The organism is Corallococcus sp. BB11-1 (genome assembly GCF_026626625.1).
Classification (GTDB): domain Bacteria; phylum Myxococcota; class Myxococcia; order Myxococcales; family Myxococcaceae; genus Corallococcus; species Corallococcus soli.
Map to the genome: position 1 here is coordinate 34,775 of NZ_JAPNJY010000023.1, position 22,983 is coordinate 57,757.

Genomic DNA, 22,983 nt, shown 5'->3' on the forward strand with positions numbered 1-22,983 from the left:
CTGCGATGCAGTTTCCTGCCGGACGAACACCCCAGCAACTCCGGGGGCTACGACGGACTCGACGCGAGGGAGCCCGAGTCAGCACTCATGAAGGGGCGCCAGAAGGGCTCACGCCGCGCGCATGCGGAATGCAGCATGAACTCGTAGCGCTCTTCCAGGCAGAGGCAGCCGAAAGAACAAGAGGCGAGCGCAAGTCACCCTCCCTCTTCGAATTCCATCCACGGGGAGCCAGGCCCGATGGAGCGCCAGGGGCTCGTCGGTGTATCTCTCCAAGCATGGCCCCAGTCCCCTCCAAGGTCTCGCTCCCCAGCGCCGGGGCCCGTCCCGTGGAGTCCAGCGAGCGGTTGGCGCTCCTCGACACGTTGCGCGGCTTCGCCCTGTGCGGCGTGTTCATCTCCAATGTGATGGTGTGGTTCAGCGGCAGGGTGTTCCTGCCGCGAGAGCAGGTCCTCACGGCGATGAACGACGCATCGCTCGTCGACACCGTCACGTGGCAGGCGTTCTCGCTGCTGGTGGGCGGGAAGTTCATCACCCTATTCTCATTCCTCTTCGGCCTCGGCTTCGCGGTGCAGATGGACCGCGCCGAAGCGCGAGGGACCTCCATCACGCCGGTCTATGTCCGGCGGCTGGGGGTGATGCTGGTGATGGGGCTCGCCCACCTGTTCCTCATCTGGTACGGCGACATCCTCAGCACGTACGCGGTGCTGGGATTCGGCCTGCTCCTGTTCCGGGGGCGCTCGAACCGGACGCTGCTCATCAGCGCCCTGCTGTTCGCCCTGGGGGGGTCCGTCGTCAGCGTGGTCATCCTCAAGCTCCCGCAGCTGCTGGCGGACACGCCGGAGGCCAGCGCGGCCATCGTCAAGGCGGCCAACGAGAACTCCGCGGCCATCAAGGCGCGAACGCTGACGGCCTTCACCCACGGGAGCTGGCTGGACGCGACGAAAGCGACCAGCTTCTTCTTCTTCCGCGACTACCTGCCGCTGCTGCTGGCCATCACGCTCTCGACGTTTGGCCGGTTCCTGTTGGGCCTGCTGGCGGGGAAGCACCGCATCTTCCACGACGTGCCCCAGCACCTGCGGCTGTTTCGCCGACTCCTCGGGTGGGGGCTCGTGGCCGGGGTGATTGGCAGCGGCAGCGGTCTGGTGTTGCAGCAGCTCATGGTGAAGCAGGTCTTCACCCCGGAGACGCTGCCGACGTGGGTGTCCTTCGCCATGGCACCGCTGCGGAACCTGGGCGACCTGGGCTTCGCGGCCGTCTATGTGTCCGGCATCACCCTGCTCTTCCAGCGCGCCACCTGGCAGCGAGCGCTGGGCCTGCTCGCGCCGGTGGGGCGCATGGCGCTGACGAACTACCTGTCACAGTCCATCATCAGCGTGCTGTTCTTCTACGGGTATGGACTGGGCTTCATCACGAAGCTGGGCCCCGCCGCGTGCGTGGCGTACTGCCTGGCCATCTTCTGCGTCCAGGGGGTGTGGAGCCACCTGTGGCTGTCCCGGTTCCGCTTCGGCCCCGCGGAGTGGGTGTGGCGGTCGCTGACGTATGGAAAGGCCCAGCCGATGCGCCGTGATGACGCCTCGGGCCAGCGCACGCCGGCGTCAGGCGTGGACCGGGTGTCCGGCCCATCGTAGAGTCCCAGGAAGGGAGATTCCTTGAAATGGCGCGACTCGTCTTTGGAATGAACCAGTCGTTGGACGGCTACGTCGACCACATGGCGTTTGGGCCTAGCCCCACCCTCTTTCGTCATTTCGTCGAGCAGGTTCGCGGCCTGACTGGCAGCGTTTACGGTCGCCGCATGTACGAGGTGATGCGTTATTGGGATGAGGATCATCCTGAGTGGAGCGCGGCGGAGCGTGACTTCGCGACGGCCTGGCGGAACCAACCGAAGTGGGTCGTTTCACGCACGCTGAAGTCCGTCGGCCCCAACGCCACCCTTGTCGCGGACAACGTCGAGGCGACGATCCGCCAGCTGAAGGCGGAGCTTGATGGAGAGCTTGACGTTGTAGGCCCGGAGCTGGCGCGAAGCCTGACGGACCTCGGTCTCATTGATGAGTATCGAATCTACCTGCACCCAGTCGTGCTTGGTTCCGGCAAGCCCTTCTTCGCCGGCCCTCGGCCGCGACTCCGCCTTCAGTCCAGCGAGCAAATGGACGAGGACGTCATCCGGTTGACGTACGTTCCCGCATAGTCGCGCGACCCTCCTGCTCACCGGCGTCGTGCGTGACCGCCAGGACAGGGTAGGAGTTCGACGGCGGCGCGTGAAAGAGTCCAAGGCGTCGTGAGCGCATCGACCACGCGGTAGGTGAGGTGGTCTCGCACGCGGGATGGCAGCGACTCCAGGTAGCGCCGCGTCACCCTGCAGCGTCTTCGCGGCGGTCGCCACGCGCTCGTTGATTTCGGCGCGCGGCGTGCCGAAGTCGCGCAGGCCCAAGGCCATGTTGTCGGCCGCCGTCATGTGCGGATAGAGGGCGCGGTTCTGGAAGACCACGGCGATGCCGCGCTCACCCGCCGGCGTTTCGTTGACCCGGCGCCCGCCGATGAGGCTCTCCCCGCCGCCCAGCTGCTCCAGGCCGGCGATCATCCGCAGCAGCGTGGACTTGCCGCACCCCGAGGGGCCGACGAAGACGATGAGCTCGCGGTGCCCCAGCTCCAGCGAGACGCCATGAATCACCGCCTGGGAGCCATATTGCTTCCGCACATCCCGAAGCATCACATCCGCCAGCGTTCACGTTCCTGGGGACGGCAAATGCCCCGGCGCAGCGTCGGGGCCTCGTGGCCCTCCACCCAACTGACAAGAGGGATTCAAGCCCCCAGGCGGGAGCACGTCACACGACGCTCGCGCCCTCCGCGGCCTGGCACACGTAGCACTGCGGCGTGTTGCCCGTGGCCTGCGTGTACTTCGCGTGGACGCTCCCGACGAACGCGTCGGCCTGCCCGGGAGTGACGAGGGCCACCGCGCAGCCGCCGAAGCCCGCGCCCGTCATCCGGGCGCCGAAGCAGCCCGGCTCCGCCCGCGCCAGCCTGACGATGGTGTCGAGCGCTTCGTTGGTGACCTCGAAGTCGTCGCGCAGGCTGTCATGGCTTTCGTCCATCAACCGGCCCAGCCGCGTGAGGTCCCCGGCGCGCATCGCCTCGGCGGCCTGCACGGTGCGGTCGTTCTCGGTGATGACGTGCCGCGCGCGGCGGCGCACCAGCGGGTCCAGTTCGTGCTCCCGCTTCGCGAAGCTCCCCACGTCCACGTCCCGGAGCGCCTTGACGCCGAAGAAGCGCGCGGCGGCCTCGCACTGGCTCCGTCGCTCGTTGTAGGCGGAGTCCACCAGCCCCCGGCGCGTCCCCGTGTCGAGCACGACCACCACGGCGCCCGTGGGGAGGGGCACGGCCTGGAGCGACAGGTCGCGGCAGTCGATGAGCAGCGCGTGGCCGCTGCGTCCGCCCGCGACGATCATCTGGTCCATGATGCCGGAGTTGAGGCCCATCCACTGGTTCTCCACGCGTTGGCCCAGCAGCGCCATGGCGGCGGGTTGCCACGGCAGGCCGCTCACGGTGGCGAAGGCGCGCTGCGTGGCCAGCTCCACGGCGGCGGACGAGGAGAGCCCCGCGCCGCGCGGCACGTCCCCGCCCATCACCCCCTCCCAGCCCTTCAGCGTGTGGCCGGCCTCCTGCAGCACCCAGGCGCATCCCTTGAGGTACTCGCCCCACTCCGTGCGGGCGCGCGACAGCGACCCGAGCTCGAAGGAGAGGGACGCGCCATAGTCGAGCGAGTGGACGACGACGCGACGGTCCTCGCGCGGGCGCAGCGCGATCCACACCTCGCGGTCGATGGCGATGGGGAGCACGAAGCCGTCGTTGTAGTCGGTGTGCTCACCGATGAGGTTGACGCGGCCCGGGGCCCGCACGACGGCGGTGGGGGCCGCGCCGAAGCGCGTGTGGAAGTCCTGCTCGACCTGCTCGCGGAGCGTCATCGGGGTGTTCACCAGGGTGGGGACAGCGGGGCTCACGCGCCCGAGACGGAGAAGCGGTAGAGGGTGCGCGAGCGGTACTGCTCGCCGGGGCGCAGGATGGTCGAGGGAAAGGCCGGCTGGTTCGGCGAGTCCGGCAGGTGCTGGGTCTCCAGCGCGAAGCCGAAGCGATGGTGGTAGACGGCGCCCCCCTTCCCCTTCAGCGTCCCGTCGAGGAGGTTGCCGGAGTAGAACTGCATGCCCGGCTCCGTGGTGTGGACCTCCATCACCCGGCCGGTGGTGGGCTCCAGGACGTGCGCGGCCAGCGTCAGCGCGCCGGGCTGGCCGCCCTTGTCGAGCACCATGCAGTGGTCATAGCCAATCCCGTTGCGCAGCTGCTCGTCGTCCTGCTGGATGCGCGCGCCAATGGCCGTGGGCCGCCGGAAGTCGAACGGCGTGCCCGTGACGTCGCGCAGCTGCCCGAGCGGGATGGACGTCCCGTCGATGGGGACGAAGCGGTCCGCGTTGAACGTGACGACATGGTCCAGGATGTCGCGCCGCCCGTCGCCCGCGAGGTTGAAGTAGCTGTGCTGGGTGAGGTTGACCGGCGTGGGCTGGTCGGTGGTGGCGTGGTAGTCGAAGACGAGCGCGTTGTCGGCGGTGAGCGTGTACGTCACCCGTGCCGTCAGCGTCCCCGGGTAGCCCTCCTCGCCGTCGGGGCTGACGTAGGTGAGGACGAGGCCCATGCCCTGGTCGTCCTCGAAGGGCGCCGCCGTCCACACCACCTTGTCGAAGCCCTTGAGCCCGCCGTGCAGGTGGTTCACCCCGTTGTTCGTCGCCAGCGTGTACTGCCGGCCGTCGAGCGTGAAGCGGCCCCGGGCGATGCGGTTGCCATAGCGGCCGACGAGCGCGCCGAAGTACGGGGACTCCGCCACGTAGTCCGCCAGCGAGTCGTAGCCCAGCACCACGTCGTCGAAGCGGCCGTCCCTGTCCGGCACGCGCAGGCTGAGGAGGAGGCCCCCGTAGTTGGTGACGCGCGCCTCCATCCCCTGCCGGTTGGTGAGGGTGTAGACATCAACGGGCTGTCCGCCCGGGGCCGTACCGAAGGAACTCTGCTCCACGGTGCCTCCTGCGATGAAGATGGACGTGCGACGCCTACCAGAAGAATGGTCAGCGCTACTGCGCCGACCATGACGGCGGCAACCCCGGCACGCCCGGGCGGCTGCGCATCTTCGATGCGAACGAGCAGACCCTCGCTGGCTACGGGCAGGGCCGCTACGAGTTCAAGGCCGGCTGCGTGCCGGTGGACGGCGTCGACGACGTCCACCTGTCCACCGAACCGGAGCAGGCCCCGCCGTGCACGAAAGTGCACGATGTCCCTGTTCATGTCGCCCGTGCGTCCCATGCCCATGCTTTGGGCACGCTCATGATTCCCGCTCCCCTGCCCCCAGACCTCGAGTCGCGCCGCGCCCAGATGTTCCCCGTCCTGGATGCCAGGGACCAAGAGCACATGCTCCGCTTCGGTGAGGTCCGGCACGTCCGTGATGGGGAGTGCCTCGTGGCAGCCGGGCAACCGAGCCCAGGGATGTTCGTGGTCATCCGGGGCCGCGTCGCCATCTCCCGGCGCGATGGGTTGGGGCACTCGCTGCTCATCGTGGAGGAGGGCCCGGGGCAGTTCCTGGGTGAGGTGGCCCAGCTCTCCGGCCGGCCCTCGCTCGTCGACGCTCACGCGGTGGGCGAGGTGGAGGTGCTGGTCATCCCCCCGCACCGGCTGCGCGCGCTGATGGTGGCGGAGGCGAACCTCGGCGAGCGCATCATGCGCGCCCTCATCCTGCGCCGCGTGGGCCTGCTGGAGACAGGAGCCGGTGGCCCTGTCCTGGTGGGCCCTCCCGAGAGCGCGGGCAGGGTTCGCCTGGAGGGCTTCCTCTCGCGCAACGGCCACCCGTACCTCGCGCTGGACCCGGAGCAGGGGGGCGAGGCGGTTTCGCTGATCGAGCGCTACGCGCCACGCGTGGAGGAGCTTCCGCTCGTGGTGTGCCCCGATGGCTCGGTCTTGAAGAACCCCTCGGAGAGCACCCTTGCCCGGGCGCTCGGCCTGCTTCCGGAGGGAGCCTTCGAGACGCGCTATGACGTCGCCGTGGTGGGGGCGGGTCCCGCGGGGCTCGCCACCTCCGTGTACGCGGCCTCCGAGGGGTTGCGGGTGCTCGTCCTGGATCAGCGGGCTTTCGGGGGGCAGGCGGGCGCCAGCTCGCGCATCGAGAACTATCTGGGGTTCCTCACGGGCATCACCGGTCAGGCGCTCACCGCGCGCGCCTACGTGCAGGCGCAGAAGTTCGGCGTGGAGATGGCCATCCCGGCGGAGGTCGCCTCCCTGCGCTGCGCGGACCCTGATGCGCCGCTCGCGCTCGAGCTGACCGACGGGCGCAAGGTGCGCGCGCGGACCGTGGTGGTGGCCAGCGGCGCGCGCTACCGCCGCCCCGCGCTCGCGGACCTCGCCCGGTTCGAAGGCCGTGGGGTCTTCTACTGGGCCAGCCCCATCGAGGCGCGCATGTGCGACGGCGAGGAGGTCGTGCTCGTCGGCGGTGGCAACTCCGCGGGCCAGGCGGCCGTGTTCCTCGCGAGCCACGCGCGTCGGGTTCGCGTGCTCGTGCGGGGTCCGCAGCTCGCCGCGAGCATGTCCAGCTACCTCGTCGAGCGCCTGACCGCGTCCCCTCGCATCGAGCTGTTGCTGGAGACGGAGGTGGTGGCGCTGGCGGGTTCGGACGAGCGGGGCCTGCGGAGTGTGCGCTGGCGGCACCTGCCCAGCGGGCGGGAGGAGGAGCACGAAGTGCGTCATCTCTTCCTCTTCGTCGGGGCGGACCCGGCCACGGATTGGCTCGCGGGCTGCGGTGTCGCGCTGGACGCGAAGGGCTTCGTGCGCACGGGCGTGGCGCCCGGCGAGCAGCCACTCCGCGCGGAGGCCTGGGCGGCCACCGGGCGGGCACCGTTCCCGTTGGAGACGACCCTGCCCGGCGTCTTCGCCATCGGCGATGCGCGTTCGGACTCCGTCAAGCGGGTGGGTGCGGCGATCGGCGAGGGTTCGGCCGTGGTGTCGCAGCTGCATGCCTGCCTGGCATCCGCTGCTGCGTCCGAATCCCGACGCGCCAGCACACAGGGGCCGCCAGACGCGTTGCGATAGGCCCTCTCACATCCCCATGTTCGACACCCGGGGCGCTCGGACGGAGGCCCCAGACGGAGCGCGAGCGATGAAGAAGGCATGTTCCCACCTGGAAGCGACCGCGCATCACCGGACGGCGTCCACCCACCCCAGCGGCCACGGATGCGTCGAGTGTTTGAAGGACGGAGGTGAATGGGTCCACCTCAGGCTGTGCCTGACCTGCGGGCACGTGGGCTGCTGCGACGACTCGCCGTCACGCCACGCGACTGGCCACTTCCACGCCAGCTCCCACCCGGTCATCAAATCCTTCGAGCCTGGGGAGGACTGGGCCTGGTGCTTCGTGGACGAGCAGCTCCTCGAGCGGATCCCCACCTTCCCAGGCGAGTCGCCGTCGGCGCACTACTCCGCCCCATGAGCGCGCTTCAGACACCTGGGCTTGGGCGCCTGCGCGCCTCTCCTTGAGCGTTACCCGCGCTCCGTCATCCAGCGGCGCCCGGGCACGGTGGAGTCAGGCGTCGTCCAAGCGGTCCTCTCCGCGAGCGGCGTCGGGGCGAGCAGAGGGTGTTCAAAGAGGGCCTGGTAGAAGGCACTGAGGTCGTCGGCACTGGAGCTCAAGGCGCCGGCCGCGCTGGCGGAGGCACGCCCTGGTGCACGATGTTCGCGCTCCCCCTCCCGCGTTCCAGCCATCCACATGGGCTGCGTCGCCGACGTGCGACCGGGGGCTCAGAAAGGGGCGCCGACGAGGTCGACCTTCACCTTGCCGCCGTTGATGTTGACGACGAGCGTGCGGATGATCTCCTGCCGCTGCTCCGGGGTGAGCTGGGACAGCAGCGAGCGCAGCTCATCGCGCTGCGCCTCGCTCCATCGTCCGGTGGCCACCGCGTTCTCCACCAACCGTCGCCCCTGGCTGAAAGCGGCCACGCTCTGTGGAGTCGGCTGGGGAGGCCGAGGCTCCGGCGCGGGGGGCGTTGGCGCGGAGGTGGCGGCGCGCAGCTCCTCCTTGAGGATCTGACGGATCTCCTCGCGCAGCCCGGAGGTGTCCACGGCGACCGTCGCGCGCATGGGCGGAGCCTCCGTCGTGGGCTGGCATGCCTCGAGCTTTCGCAGGGCCTCCTCGAACCGGGCCTCCTGCCGCTCCAGTGCGCCGGACTGCACGGCGCGTCCCTCCGCGGGCCCGAGCCAGGCAGCGGCGCCGAAGCCAGCGGCTCCGGAGAGAATGGCGACGCCCACGAAGGGCCACAGGCGAGAGGTGCTCATGGGCGCGTTTTTCCCCTGGAACGAAGGGCCCGCCGTGGGCCGGCCTGGGAGAGGACGGCCGTCGGACGGGCCCGCAGAGGGATCACGGCGTCTTCGGCTCGTAATACGACATGGTGTAGACGCTGAGCTCCGTGCATTCGCCGGCCGTATTCCACGCGAAGAGGACGTACGAGTCGCTGGCCAGCGCGCGCGCCGCCGCGACGAACCCGGGATTGGAGGAGTAGCAGGTCGCGAAGTTGCCGGAAGCGTCCTCCGCGTAGACGTATACGTCCACGCCGCCCACATAGATTCTCGTCGAGACACCGATGTACTGCTTGTTGTCGGCCGAGGCACGGGCAGAGCCGAGACTGCCGAACGCGGTCCGGGCCGCGACGCTGATGGTCACGGGCACAGGGAGCTTCAGACCGGCCCAGGCCGTGCCGCCAAACCCCAACGTCGCAATCGCCAGCCCGGCGATGAGTGTCTGCTTCTTCATGGTGTTTTCCCTCTGGAATGACGCAGCCGAAGAGCCACGGGAGAGCGGGCCTCCGTAGCGGACCGTTTCAGCCCCCGTCAAGCAAGGAACACCAGGATTCGATGTGAATCGCGGCGCCAGTCCCGCTGGCAGGCGGCCCACCCGCGCCCAGCCCGGAAGAAGGGATCGGTTTATTGACCTTCATCAATGCGGGCGAGGGCGCTCTCCCCCACTCTCGATTCCACAAAGTCGATGAACGTCCTGGAGCCCTCGCGATGAACACCCACCGCCTTCACTCCCGCTCCCTGGGAACCCTCTTTCTCCTTGCGTTCTTCGCCTACGGCATCGGCACCGCGCTCGTCACCTCCGTCCTGAAGGAGCCGGAGCACCTGGCCGTGGTGGCCGGTCAGAGGGCGCCGTTCGTCGCGGGCGCGCTGCTGCTCCTGTTGAACTCCATCATCGTCGTCGGGATTGGTGTGCTGTTCTTTCCAATCCTCCGCCAGCGGAGCCCGAGCATCGCCGTCGCGTACGTCTGCACGCGGGTCATGGAGGCGCTGACCCTCATCATCGGAGTGGTGTTCCTCCTGTGCATCCTTCAGCTCGGAGAATCCGCGCAAGGGCAGACGACACCGGAGCTGATGACCCTGCTCAAGCTCTTCTCGAAGGGGAACTTCTGGGCGTACCAGCTCGCGATGATCATCCTGGGAGTCGGGAGCGTGGCGTTCTGCCTGTCGCTGTATCAATCCCGACTTCTTCCATCGTGGCTCTCACTGCTGGGCGCGGTGGGCTACGGGCTTCTGTCGCTGGGGGCCGTGTTCGAGCTCTTCGGGCTGCCGTGGGGCATCCTCTTCTCCGGGCCCGGGGGCCTGTTCGAGCTGCTCCTCGCCGGCTGGCTCATCGCCAAGGGGTTCCGGACGGTCACGCCTTCCGTCGCGGCGTAGCCGGCTTGCCGCGCGTGGCGATGCGCTTTCGGATCCGGCTCAAAGACTCGGGCTTCACGCCGATGTAGCTGGCCAGCTGGTACTGGGGAATCCGCTGGAGGATGTCCGGCCGCGTCTTCGCGAGCTTGAGGTAGCGCTGCTCCGGGGCATCGGTGAGATGGGAAGCGAACCGCTCCTGCTGTTCCGCCAGGACCTTCTGCATCACCCTCCGGGAAATGCTCTCGAAGCGAGGGAAGCGTCGATACAGGTCCCCCTCGCGTTGCTCGGTGCCCACCACCACCGTGGTGTCCTCCGCGCAGACCAGGAAGTGATCCGCTGGGGTCTGACTCAGCATGCTGTGAATCGAGAGGACCCATTCGTCCTCGGTGAAGAACCCGTTGCTCCGCTCCTCATCATCGACGACGGAGTACTGGCGGACGCAGCCCTGGAGGACGAAGTAGGCCTCTGTGCTGACCTGACCCGCCATGAGCAGGTGCGTGCCTTTCGGGCAGGTCCTCACCACCATGCTGTCCAGGATGGCCTGGGCTTCCTCGTCCGACAGAGGAGCGATGCGGCGGAAGTAGTCGACGAGCTTGTGCTTCATGAGAGCCCTGCGCGACCGGCGGGAGCCCCATCATCCCACCAAGTCGGCGGACGTGGCCCGAAAAGGAAGCAAGGCACGTCACAGCGGCCCCTCCGAAAGCAGCCCCGGATGGGACGATGACGCACCAGGGGTTCCCGAACACCGGGGCCCCCCGGCTGCTGACGGGAGCGCCTTGTGGCATCCTCGGCCTCATCACGAAGCTGGAGAGCGACTTGTCCGTCCCTGCTGCCGCGTCTGCTTCCGTCGAAGAAGGCGGGCTCCGCTACATCCCCGCGCTCGACGCGCTCCGTGGCATCGCGATTGCCGCCGTGTTCATCCACCACGCGCTCGCTTTTCCCTTCTGGGCGGCGATCGTTCGGATACCCGGCTTCCACTTCACCCCCGCGCAGACGCTCGCCGTCGAGGTCACCGAGTGGCTTGCGTCGGGCGTGGACCTGTTCTTTGTCCTGTCCGGGTTCCTCATCACCCGGATCCTGCTACATACGCGAGGCAACGCTGGCTACTACCGCGCCTTCTACATCTCGCGCGCGTGCCGGATCTTCCCGCTGTACTACCTGTTCCTCGCGCTCTGCCTGGCGCTGCCGCTCTGGCAGCACCCGCCGCTCGGGGACGTGCCGTGGTACCTGACGTATCTCTCGAACCACCTCATCTTCTCGCGCGGCTCCTGGCAGTCGCCCATCCTCGACCACACGTGGTCTCTCGCGATTGAAGAGCAGTTCTATTGGGTGTGGCCGGTCGTCATCGCGCTGATGCCTCGGCGCGCCATTCCGTACGTCGCCGCGCTCATCGCCTTCGGCAGCATCGCCCTGCGCTTCCAGCTCACGCTTTCGGGGGCCGGGGAGGCCGTGGTCCGCACGTTCACGCTCTCGCACCTCGATGGAATCATGTACGGCGCGCTGCTCGCTTGCGTCTCGTCGCGACGCCGCGCCACGCAGGCCGGTGCCGCTTTCGCTGGCGCGGGGCTTGTCGTCGCGGTGGCGCTCACCGTGACACCTTCGCTCGCTGCGCACCCGGCGCTGGGCTGGGCGACGGCGATGCCACTGGCGTTCGGCGGCATCGTAGGGCTTGTCTTGGGGCGTGCGGAACCACAGCCGGGTTCCGAGCGTTCCCCGTTGCAGGTGTCGCTCTCGTTCCTGGGCAAATACAGCTATTGCATCTACCTGCTGCAGCAGCCGGTGCTCTGGACACTGGCCAGCTACATCGCCGCACCGCTCTATCTGTCCACTGGGAGCCTGCCGCTGGTGTGGCTCGCGATGCTGGTCGCGTCCGCGCCGCCCGTCATCGCCATCGCGATGCTCTCGTACCGCTTCTACGAGGCGCCGTGGCTGCGGCTGAAGTCGAGGCTGCTGAGCACGCCCATCGCCCATGCGCCCCCTCGACCGGGCTGAGCGAAGACGCTGAGCAGGACAAGGGGGCCGCCGAACGCCGGCGGCCCGTGCACGTCAGGAGCGAACCAGAAAGACGGCTCTACCTGCTACGTGTGTTTCGCGCACACGCGTGTCAGGGCGTCTCGCATTTCCAGACCGAAGATGCGAGCCACAGGGCGGCCCGAGACACGTGGTTGTACACCTCCACCACAGGCGTCCCGCCTTGCGCCGTGCATTCGGCGATGGCATCGGCGCGGGCATTCGCCAACGCGACGCCGGGGTCATGGCTCTGTCCGCTGCCCGTGACGTACACCACGGCAGCCAGGGCCGAGCCGGGAATGGACAGCAGAAGCATCAATGCAAGGGCGATGGGCTGCTTTTTCATGTTCACTCTCCCGAGATGGATCCGGACGGGCATTCGAACTCCCGACCCGAGCTGGCCCCTGGTACACGCGGAGGATTGATACAGGCTCACTGATCCGCTTCACCAGCGACAGGCCTTGGCGCGCAAGCAGGTTCATGGCGAAGAAAGAACTGGCTCCGCCCGGATCTTCGACCAGCGACAGCACGGCATACACAAAACCAGACGCCTGCATCATCAAAGGGCTCTTCAAGCAGGCGTGCTGCACAGCATCACCAGCAAATCACCACCATTCTCATTGGCAGTGAAATCCTGATTCATTGACTATAACGGGTTTTACAGGTAACGGCAAGATCGCCCTCGCGCCTCCCCTTGCCGCGAGCTCGCCGCGGGTCCGTTGGACTCGGAAAGCGGTTGTCACAAGCACCTGTGCGGCATGCGGCGGTGGCCTGAGGAGCGCTCCGTCACTCATTTCCCGAGTTCGGTCGCGAGCAGGTCGAACACCCGTCGGATTCGCTTGCTGGTGTTCAGCTCGCGGTGGGTCGTCAGCCAGATGGGAAGGAACAACGGGGCGAGGCTGGGGAGGGCCCGCCGGACCAGCGGCTCGGCGTCTCCCACGCGCTCGGGAGCGACGCCCACGCCGATGCCCTGCTTGACCATCTCCCAGAGCACGAGGTGGTTCCCCGTCAGCACCGGGAAGTTCCGTCGCGTCAGGCTCAAGCCCAGCCCGTTCAGCCCGTTGAGCATGACGTCGGTCCCGCCAATCCCGATGAAGTCGGCGCGGCTCAGTGCCTTCGGCGTACGTGGGTTGCCGATGCGCGCAAGGTAGCGGGTCGCCGCATACAACCGCATCGGGTCGTCCCTGACCTTGGTGGCGATGAGGTCGGGCTGGGTGGGGCGGAAGTTCCGGATCGCGATATCCGCCTCCCGCCGGCGCAGGTCGACCGCGGTGTTGGTTGCGATGAGCTCGATGTCGATGCCCGGCGCCTCGCGCCGAAGCTTCTCCACGAGGGCCGGCAGCAGGAAGGCCGAATAGATCTCGTTGGCCGTGATGCGAACCAGCCCGGTGACGCTCTGCGACTGTCCACCGGCCGCCAGCGAGACACGCCCCGCGGCGTCGCCCATGGCTCGAACGTGCTCGAGCAGCTCGCGCCCGCTCGGCGTCAGCGTGAGGCTCCGCCCCACGCGCTCGAACAGCACCACGCCCAGCTCGTCCTCGAGCGCGCTCACCTGACGCCCGAGTGTCGGCTGCGCCATGCCGAGCGCACGCGCCGCCGCCGTGAGCGAGCCCTCTTCCGCGGTGACCAGGAAGGCCCGCGCCCGATTCCAATCGAAGTTGACCGCCCGCCAATCCATGCATTTTCGCATATCAGGTGAAGGAACTCAGTCAATTCCGTTGATGGTCGCGGAGGGCTATCTGTTCGCATGGGACGAGGCGTCGCCGTCATCACGCGCGTTGCCCATCGTTCCGACACCGACAGGAGAAGCGCCTCAATGACCTCCACCACCAAGGCCGAGCGGCTCGTGCCCGCTGCGCTGGTCGCGCTCTCGCTCGTGCCCATCCTGGCCGGCGCCGCCCGTCTGGCCGAGCTGACGGGCGGCGCCGAGCTCACGCCTCGCAACGCGCGGTTCTTCGCATCGCCCCTACCGGTGGTGCTGCACGTCCTCAGCGCCAGCGTGTATTGCGCCCTGGGTGCCTTCCAATTCGCCCCGGGCTTTCGCCGCCGACGGCCCGACTGGCACCGCGTCGCCGGGCGGCTCCTGGTCGCGTGCGGCCTCGTGGCAGGGCTCTCGGGCTTGTGGATGACGCTGTTCTATCCCCGCGCCGAAGGCGACGGTGAGCTCCTCGACGGCCTGCGACTCCTGTTCGGCTCGGCGATGGTCCTGTCCCTCATCCTGGGGCTGGCCGCGATCTTGCGGCGGGACGTCGGCGGCCACCGGGCCTGGATGATTCGAGGCTACGCCATCGGCCTGGGCGCGGGCACGCAGGTGCTGGTCTCCGCGCCCTGGTTCCTCATCGTCGGCACACCGGGAGAGCTCGCCAGAGCGCTGCTGTTGGGCGCCGGCTGGGTCATCAACCTCGCCGTGGCCGAGCGGGTCATTCGTCGACTGAAGTTGCCCCGGTTTCGTGGAGTCCCACCCGCTGTGCGAAAAGGGTCCCACGATGCCGAAGTCACGCCCCCCATACCCGCCGGAGTTCCGTGAGCGGGTCGTCGAGCTGATGATGGCCGGCCCGTCCGGCAAGAGTCTCGCAAGAGAGTTCGGTTGCACCGAGCAGAGCATCCGCAACTGGAAGAAGCAGCTGGAGGGGAGTGGCAGTGGCCCCCCCAGCAGCACCGGCGAAAGCAGGGCTGCTCCCAAGGCGAGCAGTGCCGCCACGGATGAGCGCGCCGAGCTTGAGCGGCTGCGGTGCGAGGTGCGGGTGCTGCGCGAGGAGCGCGACATCCTAAAAAAGCTGCGGCACGCTCTGCGGAATCGGGGCAACTTCAAGGCCTTCATCACCACGCCACCCTCTGCATGGTGGCCCACAGCTTCCTCGCGCTACGTCGAGCGCTTTTTCCCCCGGAAGCAAGTGCAATGGACGCTGCCCATGGTGCGGCGTCGCCTTCAGCATTTGCTGCTCAGCCGCATCGGCCACTGCCCCCTCTGCCTGCGTCACCTCAATCCCCGCGCTCCTCCTCTCGGGCCGTCACGCATCTGATCAAGTAGTATTAGGGCAGGCGTATGCGCCCAATCTTCTGCACGGCCTCCAAGACTAGCTTGGCGCACAGTTGAGGGAACTGGCGGAGGCCATCTTCGGCCTCTGCGTCACGCCCTCAGCGGCCCTCTCTACCCGATTGATACGCGACAGCGGCTAATCTATAGCCAGCTCACTCCATCTTGTCAGGCTTCCAGGTCAACGGAATGAGAGCTGGGCGGTCAAGTGTCACCGAGTACTGTTTCTGGAGTTCTTTTCGGATGGTAATCGCGAGTTGGGCCTGAACGGCTGCCTTCACCTGGGAGGCAACTGCCGACTGGAGGTCCGGAACAGCCGCAGTCACTGCGGCTTCAAAGTTAATCCCAAGCGTCTTTTCCGAAAGATAAGTGTTCTTGTGGAGAGCGACGAGGACGATCCCCAAAGAGACCGACTTCTTCTTCCCTCGGCAGTCCTCCTTCAGTAAACCTTGTCGCGCAAGTTCTCCCCAGAGGGCATTCTTGTTCTTGAGAACCAAGTAGCGATAAACACCAGCGGAGAACTCACTGCGTATGTTCTGCGTCATCGCACTAAAGGCTGCATCTGCGGCGAGCTTCGCCTTGGCGGAATCACTGATGCGCTGCTTAAACTCTGCCTCCAACTTGCCGCGCACGTCAGCGGCAAAGAAAGTGGACTCAAAGACTTTGGAGGAGAGCGAGGAGCGCGTCCCAAGGGAAAGAAAATTGTAATAACCGCTCTGGTCTCGGGACGTCAGCAATTCGTAAGCAGCTTTTCGCTTTGCATCGTCAAACATGATGCAGGTTTCAGGTGAGTTTCCGTCCGTATAATGCAAAAGATACGTCGCTGCGGCGTATTGCTCAAGAGAATCGAGGGGGCGCTTCGCTGCGGGGCCGGCGTCTGCTTCTGTCTCGGGCACTTGCGGCGATTGGGTTAGGGCCTCCAGTTGTTCGACAGCACGGTTCTCTGTTTCGGTTGCTTCGTCGCCCAGGTCTTCTGCAGAAAAACCATGAGGAACTTTGAACCAATCACCTCCTCGCTCGACGCCACATTTTTCTGTCAGGCCAGTTGCGTACTTGCACCCCTCGTGAAGAGGGTTCTTGCAGCCCACCAACAGGATGACGGCGACAATGAAAACACTACGCATACTCCCCCCAGGTGCGAGTTGGACCGCATTACTTCGGCAACATGCCACTGCGGCCATAATCGGATAATAGCCCAAGTCCTTCACTCCAGGGCAAGCCAAGGCCCTGAGCAGGCTGGGCACGGCGCCCACCTCAAACAAGCAATTCCCCACTCCTTCGCGGAATAAGGCTCCAGGAGAAGGCTTCGTACCCGTATCTGTCACGGGTCGGGCGAGGCGCGATCAGTTGGGCGGGAAGGGGGTGAACGCCATGCTGAGCGCCGTGAGGAAGCTGCTGGCCTCGACACTCACCCGAAAGATGGTAGCGGCCGTCGTCTTCGCGCTGGCCGAGCATCTTCGGGAACGGGTGAGGCACGGGCAGTAGTACCCGGGGAGGAAGCCCCGCTGCGTATGGAGTGGGACTCCTCTTGCCCTTGGAGAAGGTCGCATTGTCGAGGTGCGGCCACGCCACTCACCCCAGGGAGAACTGCACAATGCACAAGGGGCCATCAGCCTCACCGCCGAACCGGCCGAGGTGAGGTGTGCCATCGAGGGGACGCGCTTCATCGCGGAGGCACTGGCCACGCACTCGCTGCATAGTCGAGAGCGGGAGCTACAAGCGCCCGTCTCCATCAGCGCCATCATCGTGCTGGCGGGAACTCCGGCCTCATCAGGTCGAGCGGGTGCTTCGCGGAGAGGAGGACCCCCAGTACCTATGGGCTCCACACAACGACGTCACTCCGGACAGTGGCGAGGGAGGCGAGCAGGACGTGGTGCTCCGGCCGTGGAACTAGGTCAAGGAGAAGGAGGCATTCCCAGCCAGGAAGAAGCCGGGGCGGGGCGGGCTAAGGACGCGGCGCGGGAAAGCTCCCCCGCCGGAGCCGGAGCCACGCGAGATGCGACTGGACGTCATCAGCAACGCCGAGGTGGCGAAGCTCAAGGCGGAGCTGGTGGACTGCAGTCCGAAGACGGTCAACAACGTGCTGGTGGTGCTCAACACGGTCCTCAAGACGGCGCTCAAGTGGGGCGTCATCGAGCAGATGCCGGGCATGATCGAGCTGTTGAAGGTGGCTCCCTCCACCATGAAGTTCTACGAGCCGCATGAGTACGAGCGGCTGGTGGAAGCAGCAGCGAAGGTGGACCACCAGCACCTCGTCTTCATCCTTCTCGGCGGGGAGGCGGGGCTGCGCTGCGGGGAGATCATCGCCCTAGAGCAGACGGAGGTGGACTTCACCCAAGGTGTCATTCACATCCGCCCCTCGGAGTGGGAAGGGCACGTCACCCTGCCCAAGGGCGGACGGGCCCGGCAGGTGAACATGACCGCCCGACTGGCGGACGCACTCCGCAAGCAGCGACACCTCCGGAGCGAGCGCATCCTCTGGCAGGCCGATGGCCACCCGCAGGTGCCCCAGGTGCTGCTGAACAAGTGGATGAGCCGGCATTGAGCGGCTGGCCATGGCGGGCGCCCCGGCGAAGGCCGTTCAGGAACTGACCGGCCACCACAACCTCTCCACCACCCAGCGGTACATGCACCTGAGCCCGGTGGCCAGATCGGCGGCCATCCGGATGCTGGAGGCGCCAAAGCCGGAGCCCCAAAATGAAAACGGGCTGGAGATCTTGAGATCTCCAGCCCGCTTCACTGATGGTCGGGGAGACAGGATTTGAACCTGCGACCCCTTGGTCCCGAACCAAGTGCTCTACCAGGCTGAGCCACTCCCCGATATCCGGTGCTGCGCCAGGAACTGCCCTTCGGGCCCGGCGAAGCGGAGGCGGATCTATCCGACCCGCTTTCTTGAGTCAACGCCCTCTTTCGCCCACCCCTTCCTCCCCACCCCCACCCCAGGCGCTCCCTCGACTGTTGTCCTACCTACCCTTCAGGACGGGACAATGTTCACCCTCTTCACAAGATCCGGGGCTTCCTGTAGTTCCATGGAGTCACACGTTGATTCCCCCCTGTTCCCCCACAGAGGACCATGACGCCCCCGACCGTCCTCATCTCGGATGATGAGCCCCTCCTCGTCTCCGCCCTCGCGCGAGAGGCCAAGCGCTCCGGCCTCGTGTGCGTCTCCGACACGACGTCCGAGCACGTGCTGGAGCTGGCCCGCCTCCATCAGCCCGCCGTCATCATCCTGGACCTGAACCAGCACCAGGACGGCCGGGACCTGCTCGCGCAGCTCAAGAAGGACCCCGCCACCCGCGACTGCAAGGTCATCATCCTGAGCGGCGTGGAGGATCAGTTCACCCGCCACGTGTGCTTCGAGCTGGGCGCGGACGACTACGAAGTGAAGCCGTTCGACCCCACCTTCATGACCCGCATCGCCCGGCTCGCCACCGCCGTCACCCACAGCCGCGCCGCCTGAGCCTCCCTCAGGCGGGCCGCAGCGACCGGATGGCCTGCGCGTAGTCCTTCGAGCCGAACACGTAGCTGCCCGCGACCAGCACCGTCGCCCCCGCGGCCACCACGCGCTTGGCCGTTTCGGCGTTGATGCCGCCGTCCACCTCGATGTCCACGTCCAGCCCGCGCGCATCCAGCATCGCGCGCAGCCGGCGCACCTTGTCCACCGTGGACTCGATGAACGACTGGCCCCCGAAGCCCGGGTTCACGCTCATCAGGAGCACCATCTCCACCTCGCCCAGCACCTCTTCAATGGCCGACAGCGACGTGCCCGGGTTCAACACCACCGCCGGCTTCGCCCCCGCCTGACGGATCTGCTGGAGCGTGCGGTGCAGGTGCGGCCCTGCCTCCTGGTGCACCGTCAGCACGTCCGCCCCCGCCTTGGCGAAGGCCTCCACGTACTTCTCCGGCTCGACGATCATCAGGTGCACGTCCAACGGCTTCGTCGCCACCCGCTTGATGGCCTCCACCACCACCGGGCCCAACGTCAGGTTGGGGACGAACCTGCCATCCATGACATCGACGTGAATCCAGTCCGCTCCGGCGGCCTCGATGGCGCGGACCTCTTCTGCCAGACGGCTGAAATCACAGGACAACAGCGAAGGCGAGATGCGGACGGGGCGGCTCATGGCCGCGCTTCATAGTCGCTTCCGGACGGCTCCGGAACCTCCGCCCGACTGGACAGGAGGCTGGCGGACAGAGGTGGACCCAACAGGTGGGGGGGTCGGGCGGCCGCCGCACGGTGCGTGCTACAACCTGGGACGCAACGCGGCCGTCCGCCGCATCCTCCGGAGCCCGCCTCGGTGCTTCCCCAGTCCGTGCCCGCCTCCCCCAACCTGTCCCGCCGGCTGGCCAAGCTGACGTCCATCCTGGATGTCGCCAAGGCGATGAGCGCCGAGCGGGACCTCGACCTGCTGCTGCCCCTCATCCTCTATGAGGCCACCAAGGTCGTGGAGTCGGACCGCTGCTCGCTCTTCATCCTGGACCGCGAGCGCGAGGAGCTGTGGAGCAAGGTCGCCCAGGGCTCCAAGAACGAAATCCGCCTGCCCATGGGCAGCGGCATCGCCGGCCAGGTGGCCCACACCGGCGCCGTCATCAACATCCCCGACGCCTACGCCGACCCCCGCTTCAACAGCAGCTTCGACGTCTCCAGCGGCTACCGCACCCACACCATCCTCTGCGTCCCCATGCGCGACGCCAACGGGGACGTCACCGGCGTGATCCAGGCCCTCAACAAGCGCGGGGGCATCGTTTTCGACGCCGAGGACGAGGAGCTGCTCCTCGCCCTGGGCGCCCAGGCCGCCGGCGCGATTGAGAATGCCCTCCTCCACGAGGAGATCAACCGCCTCTTCGAGGGCTTCGTCTCCGCGTCCGTGGTCGCCATCGAAGCGCGCGACCCCACCACCGCGGGCCACTCCGGCCGCGTCGCCGACCTCACCGTGTCGCTGGCCCAGGCGCTGGAGCACCACACCACCGGCCCCTACGCCCAGGTGCGCTTCTCCGCCGTGGAGCTGCAGGAGCTGCGCTACGCGTCGCTGCTGCACGACTTCGGCAAGGTGGGCGTGCGCGAGAACGTGCTCGTCAAGGCGGAGAAGCTCTACCCGCATGAGCTGGACAACCTGCGCGCCCGCTTCCAGCTCGCCCGCAAAGACCTGCAACTGCAGAGCTCCCGCCGCCGGCTCTCCGCCGTGGAGGCGCGGGGCCTTGCCGCCCTGCCCTCCATCCACCAGGAGGAGGACGCGCGGCTGGCCACGGAGCTGGCCCAGTTGGATGAGGTGATGGGCTTCCTGCTCACCTGCAACAAGCCCACGGTGCTGGCCCAGGGCAACTTCGAGCGCCTGCTGGAGCTGGGCAAGCTCACGTTCACGGACGCGCACGACCGCGGGCAGCCGCTGCTGTTGCCCAATGAGATCCAATCCCTCTCCATCACCCGCGGCACGCTCTCACCGGAGGAGCGCCGGGAAATCGAGAGCCACGTGGACCACACGTACCGCTTCCTGTCGCAGATCCCCTGGACACGCGCCCTGCGCCGCGTGCCGGAGATCGCCTACGCGCACCATGAGAAGCTGGACGGCACGGGCTACCCGCGCGCCATCCCGGACACGACCATCCCCGTGCAGTCCCGGATGATGTCCATCTGCGACATCTACGACGCGCTCACCGCGAGCGACCGGCCCTACAAGAAGGCCGTGCCGCACCTGCTCGCGCTCGACATCCTCAAGAAGGAGGCGAGCTCCGGGCAGCTGGACGCGGAGCTGTTCTCCATCTTCGTCGGGGCGGAGATTCCCCGCCGGGCCCTCAAGAAGAGCCCGGCGTAGAAGCCAGACTCAGGCGCTGATGGTGTGCAGCCGGAGGCTGTTGATCTTCCCGGGCTGTCCCACCGGCGCTCCGAACACCACCACGATGCGGTCGCCCCGGCGCGCGAGGCCACGGGAGACGAGCTCCTCCTCCACGCGGCGGAGCATGGTCTCCGTCTCCTGGATGGGCTCCAGCACGCGCGGCACCACGCCCCAGAGCAGCGACAGGCGGCGGCGCACCTCCTGGTTCGGGCTGAACGCGACGATGGGCACCGTGGGCCGGTAGTGCGCGAGCAGCCGCGCCGTCACGCCCGACAGGGTGAAGGCCGCGATGAGCGTGGCGCCGCTCGCCTTCGCCGCCTCGCACGCCACGCGCGCGATGACGTCCGGGAAGTGCAGGGGAAGGCCCAGCGGCGCTTCGATGGTGCGCGGCAGGTACTGCGCGCGCACGGAGGACTCGGCCGCCAGGATGATGCGCTCCATCATCTGCACGGAGTCCGTGGGGAACTTGCCGCTCGCCGTCTCGCCCGACAGCATCAGCGCGTCCGCGCCGTCATACACGGCGTTGGCCACGTCGCTGGCCTCCGCGCGCGTGGGGCGCGGGTTGTCGATCATCGAGTTGAGCATCTGCGTGGCCACGATGACGGGCAGGCCGCGCAGGTTGGAGCGCCGGATGATGTCCTTCTGGACGGCCGGGACTTCTTCCGGGGGAATCTCCACGCCCAGGTCGCCTCGGGCCACCATCACGCCGTCCGTCTTGTCCAGGATGGCGTCCAGGCGCGCGATGGCCTCCGGCTTCTCCAGCTTGGAGATGATGGGCACCGTGCGGCCCACCTCCGCCATGGCCTGACGGGCGGCGTCCAGGTCCGACGGCTGGCGCACAAAGGACAGCGCGATGTAGTCCACGCCCGCCTTGAGGCCGAAGATGAGGTCCTCGCGGTCCTTGGGGGTGAGCGCGTCCGCGCGCACGGCCACGCCGGGCAGGTTGATGCCCTTGTTGTTCTTCAGCGTGCCGCCGTGGATGACCTCCGTCTTGATGAGCTGCTTCTTGTCCGTCTCCACGACGCGCAGCTCCAGGAGGCCGTCGTCCAGGAGGATGCGGTCGCCCGGGTTCACGTCCGCCGCCAGGTGCGGGTACGTGGTGGACACGATTTCGTCCGTGCCCTTCACCGTCTCATCGGTGGTGATGTGGAAGGTGGCGCCGTGCTTCAGCTCCGTGCTGCCGGTGACGAAGCGGCCGGTGCGGATCTTCGGGCCCTGCAGGTCGCCGAGGATGCCCACCGCCTTGCGGACCTTCAGCGAGGCCGCGCGCAGCATGTCGATGTTCGCCTGATGCTGCTCGTGGCTGCCGTGGGAGAAGTTGAGCCGGGCCACGTCCATGCCGGCCTCCAGCAGCGCTTCCAACATCTCCGGGGTCTGACTGGCGGGACCGAGGGTGCAGACAATCTTTGCTCGTCGCATAGGAGCGCGAACATCCGGCCCCACCGCGTTTCGGTCAAGCACGCTCAAGACGTGCTCGGTCAGGTAAACCAGTAAATGTCCAGGCCGCCTGGCAGGAGTTCAACCGCGCAGCAGCGTGCCCAGATTCTCCCGCTCCCAACGCAGCGCGGCGCCGTAGTGCGGATACGTCCGCTCGCGCTCGCGGAAGGCGCGCGGATGGTGCACGCGCCGGCCCGTGCGGCCGCTGCTGGGGAAGAGCTGGTGGAGCATCTCGTGGAAGACGATGAACTCCACGAAGAAGGCGGGCACCTCCGGCCTGTCGAGCGCGGGGTGGATGCGGATCTCCCGCGTCTGGTGGTCGTAGACGCCCAGGCGGATGGACTTGCGGCGGCGACGCGGCGGCATGCGGCCCCAGCCGATGCGCGCCTGGATGCCATTCTGGAAATAGATTTCGTTGACGCCGTTGTAGAGCGCCCGGAGGTCGAAGCAGCGACCGAGCGGGTTGAGCTCCGCGTCGGATTCGCGGCGCAGCTGGCGGATGAGCGGCTGCTGACCCCGGATGTACTCGTCCAGGAGCCCGCCCGCGGCCCGGTGTCCCCGGCCCGCGTAGTCCGCCACCGCGCGCACCACCGACTCCGGCGCGTCCAGGAACATGTGGTGCAGCCGCAGCTGGAGCACCTGCGAGCCCCGGCGGAAGGACACCATGGTGGAGCGGTTGTCCGTCACGGCCAGCCGCACCGGCATGCCCAGGTTCGCGCTCAGGCGCCACGCGAGCGACTCCGCGCGCGACCACAGCTCCTCGCGCGTCGTCGTCGAGGACAGGACGCGCGGCGCCTCCTCCACGACGCGGTTGCGCGGCGGCAGGGGTGCGGGGCCCTCCGACGCACGCGAGGAGGCGGGCACGGCGGCGCGCTCCGCGTTCGAGCCACGCGGGAACAGGGACATCTGGCGGAAGGCTTCGGGCGTCACGCGGGGGGCATC

General features: G+C 67.6%; 22 protein-coding genes, 1 tRNA gene and 3 pseudogenes. 13 read left to right on the forward strand and 13 right to left on the reverse strand.

Annotated features, from left to right (window positions below):
* Positions 1-275: 275 nt before the first annotated feature.
* Both OV207_RS18600 and OV207_RS37800 read left to right on the forward strand, forming a co-directional pair.
* A complete protein-coding gene (locus OV207_RS18600) occupies positions 276-1,628 on the forward strand; it encodes a DUF418 domain-containing protein (protein ID WP_267556505.1) in 1,353 nt (450 codons plus the stop codon).
* Between the two features lie 80 nt (positions 1,629-1,708).
* On the forward strand, positions 1,709-2,185 hold the full coding sequence (locus OV207_RS37800; RefSeq protein WP_420715239.1) for a dihydrofolate reductase family protein: 477 nt from the start codon (positions 1,709-1,711) through the stop codon (positions 2,183-2,185).
* 177 nt (positions 2,186-2,362) lie between these two features.
* Here OV207_RS37800 and OV207_RS37805 read toward each other — a convergent pair.
* From OV207_RS37805 to OV207_RS18615, 3 genes and pseudogenes are all read right to left on the reverse strand, one after another.
* Positions 2,363-2,707 (reverse strand): annotated as a pseudogene (locus OV207_RS37805) (ATP-binding cassette domain-containing protein); the annotation flags it as partial.
* Between the two features lie 115 nt (positions 2,708-2,822).
* Positions 2,823-3,959 carry a galactokinase gene (gene galK / locus OV207_RS18610; RefSeq protein ID WP_267556507.1) on the reverse strand — a complete coding sequence of 379 codons (1,137 nt, stop codon included), beginning with the start codon at positions 3,957-3,959 and terminating at the stop codon, positions 2,823-2,825.
* A 32-nt stretch (positions 3,960-3,991) separates the two neighbouring features.
* Positions 3,992-5,056 (reverse strand): aldose epimerase family protein, encoded by a 1,065-nt coding sequence (locus tag OV207_RS18615; RefSeq protein WP_267556508.1) that lies wholly within the window; start codon positions 5,054-5,056, stop codon positions 3,992-3,994.
* Positions 5,057-5,520: 464 nt separating this feature from the next.
* Here OV207_RS18615 and OV207_RS18620 point away from each other — a divergent pair, with 464 nt between their 5' ends.
* Together OV207_RS18620 and OV207_RS18625 are read left to right on the forward strand one after the other, a co-directional pair.
* Positions 5,521-7,113, forward strand: a complete 1,593-nt coding sequence (locus OV207_RS18620) for an FAD-dependent oxidoreductase (protein WP_420715235.1) — start codon at positions 5,521-5,523, stop codon at positions 7,111-7,113.
* 67 nt (positions 7,114-7,180) lie between these two features.
* Entirely contained in the window at positions 7,181-7,507 is a 327-nt protein-coding gene (locus tag OV207_RS18625; protein ID WP_193429010.1) for a UBP-type zinc finger domain-containing protein, read from the forward strand.
* A gap of 308 nt (positions 7,508-7,815) precedes the next feature.
* Here OV207_RS18625 and OV207_RS18630 read toward each other — a convergent pair whose 3' ends face one another.
* Both OV207_RS18630 and OV207_RS18635 read right to left on the reverse strand, forming a co-directional pair.
* A complete protein-coding gene (locus OV207_RS18630; protein ID WP_267556509.1) occupies positions 7,816-8,349 on the reverse strand; it encodes a hypothetical protein in 534 nt (177 codons plus the stop codon).
* A gap of 82 nt (positions 8,350-8,431) precedes the next feature.
* Positions 8,432-8,824 (reverse strand): hypothetical protein, encoded by a 393-nt coding sequence (locus OV207_RS18635; protein WP_267556510.1) that lies wholly within the window; start codon positions 8,822-8,824, stop codon positions 8,432-8,434.
* A gap of 254 nt (positions 8,825-9,078) precedes the next feature.
* On the opposite strand from OV207_RS18635, the gene OV207_RS18640 reads away from it, so the two are divergent.
* Positions 9,079-9,744 (forward strand): DUF4386 domain-containing protein, encoded by a 666-nt coding sequence (locus OV207_RS18640; protein WP_267556511.1) that lies wholly within the window; start codon positions 9,079-9,081, stop codon positions 9,742-9,744.
* On the opposite strand, the gene OV207_RS18645 is transcribed toward OV207_RS18640, so the two are convergent.
* Entirely contained in the window at positions 9,722-10,327 is a 606-nt protein-coding gene (locus OV207_RS18645; RefSeq protein ID WP_267556512.1) for a Crp/Fnr family transcriptional regulator, read from the reverse strand. The genes OV207_RS18640 and OV207_RS18645 overlap by 23 nt on opposite strands.
* A 116-nt stretch (positions 10,328-10,443) precedes the next feature.
* On the opposite strand from OV207_RS18645, the gene OV207_RS18650 reads away from it, so the two are divergent.
* Positions 10,444-11,715: an acyltransferase family protein gene (locus tag OV207_RS18650; RefSeq protein ID WP_267556513.1), complete on the forward strand. Its 1,272-nt coding sequence runs from the start codon at positions 10,444-10,446 to the stop codon at positions 11,713-11,715.
* A 112-nt stretch (positions 11,716-11,827) separates the two neighbouring features.
* Here the strand turns inward: OV207_RS18650 and OV207_RS18655 are convergent, their stop codons facing one another.
* Both OV207_RS18655 and OV207_RS18660 read right to left on the reverse strand, forming a co-directional pair.
* The gene (locus tag OV207_RS18655; RefSeq protein WP_267556514.1) at positions 11,828-12,079 is read right to left on the reverse strand and encodes a hypothetical protein; all 252 of its coding nucleotides are present in this window, start codon (positions 12,077-12,079) and stop codon (positions 11,828-11,830) included.
* A gap of 444 nt (positions 12,080-12,523) precedes the next feature.
* Entirely contained in the window at positions 12,524-13,411 is an 888-nt protein-coding gene (locus tag OV207_RS18660) for a LysR family transcriptional regulator (protein WP_193429017.1), read from the reverse strand.
* A 138-nt stretch (positions 13,412-13,549) separates the two neighbouring features.
* Between OV207_RS18660 and OV207_RS18665 the strand changes: the two genes are divergently transcribed.
* The 3 genes and pseudogenes from OV207_RS18665 to OV207_RS37810 form a co-directional block, all read left to right on the forward strand.
* The gene (locus OV207_RS18665; RefSeq protein ID WP_267556515.1) at positions 13,550-14,260 is read left to right on the forward strand and encodes a DUF2306 domain-containing protein; all 711 of its coding nucleotides are present in this window, start codon (positions 13,550-13,552) and stop codon (positions 14,258-14,260) included.
* Positions 14,220-14,510: pseudogene (locus OV207_RS18670) on the forward strand (transposase); the annotation flags it as partial. The gene OV207_RS18665 and the pseudogene OV207_RS18670, both read left to right, overlap by 41 nt.
* Positions 14,511-14,542: 32 nt before the next feature.
* Positions 14,543-14,764 (forward strand): annotated as a pseudogene (locus OV207_RS37810) (IS701 family transposase); the annotation flags it as partial.
* Between the two features lie 161 nt (positions 14,765-14,925).
* Here the strand turns inward: OV207_RS37810 and OV207_RS18675 are convergent.
* A complete protein-coding gene (locus tag OV207_RS18675) occupies positions 14,926-15,894 on the reverse strand; it encodes a hypothetical protein (protein WP_267556516.1) in 969 nt (322 codons plus the stop codon).
* A gap of 872 nt (positions 15,895-16,766) precedes the next feature.
* Here OV207_RS18675 and OV207_RS18680 point away from each other — a divergent pair.
* Positions 16,767-17,315: a tyrosine-type recombinase/integrase gene (locus OV207_RS18680; protein ID WP_267556517.1), complete on the forward strand. Its 549-nt coding sequence runs from the start codon at positions 16,767-16,769 to the stop codon at positions 17,313-17,315.
* 10 nt (positions 17,316-17,325) lie between these two features.
* Positions 17,326-17,535, forward strand: coding sequence for a hypothetical protein (locus tag OV207_RS18685; RefSeq protein ID WP_267556518.1), 210 nt, complete (start codon positions 17,326-17,328; stop codon positions 17,533-17,535).
* On the opposite strand, the gene OV207_RS18690 is transcribed toward OV207_RS18685, so the two are convergent.
* Positions 17,514-17,590, reverse strand: a tRNA-Pro gene (locus OV207_RS18690). The genes OV207_RS18685 and OV207_RS18690 overlap by 22 nt on opposite strands.
* Positions 17,591-17,843: 253 nt before the next feature.
* Here OV207_RS18690 and OV207_RS18695 point away from each other — a divergent pair.
* Complete coding sequence (locus OV207_RS18695) at positions 17,844-18,230, forward strand: response regulator (protein WP_193429021.1); 387 nt, start codon at positions 17,844-17,846, stop codon at positions 18,228-18,230.
* A gap of 7 nt (positions 18,231-18,237) precedes the next feature.
* Here OV207_RS18695 and rpe read toward each other — a convergent pair whose 3' ends face one another.
* Positions 18,238-18,894, reverse strand: a complete 657-nt coding sequence (gene rpe, locus OV207_RS18700) for a ribulose-phosphate 3-epimerase (protein ID WP_267556520.1) — start codon at positions 18,892-18,894, stop codon at positions 18,238-18,240.
* 174 nt (positions 18,895-19,068) lie between these two features.
* Here rpe and OV207_RS18705 point away from each other — a divergent pair, with 174 nt between their 5' ends.
* Positions 19,069-20,583 carry an HD family phosphohydrolase gene (locus tag OV207_RS18705; protein WP_267556521.1) on the forward strand — a complete coding sequence of 505 codons (1,515 nt, stop codon included), beginning with the start codon at positions 19,069-19,071 and terminating at the stop codon, positions 20,581-20,583.
* A 9-nt stretch (positions 20,584-20,592) separates the two neighbouring features.
* Here the strand turns inward: OV207_RS18705 and pyk are convergent, their stop codons facing one another.
* Both pyk and OV207_RS18715 read right to left on the reverse strand, forming a co-directional pair.
* Positions 20,593-22,023 (reverse strand): pyruvate kinase, encoded by a 1,431-nt coding sequence (pyk, locus tag OV207_RS18710; RefSeq protein ID WP_193429024.1) that lies wholly within the window; start codon positions 22,021-22,023, stop codon positions 20,593-20,595.
* 99 nt (positions 22,024-22,122) lie between these two features.
* Complete coding sequence (locus OV207_RS18715) at positions 22,123-22,947, reverse strand: hypothetical protein (RefSeq protein ID WP_193429059.1); 825 nt, start codon at positions 22,945-22,947, stop codon at positions 22,123-22,125.
* Positions 22,948-22,983: the final 36 nt, after the last annotated feature.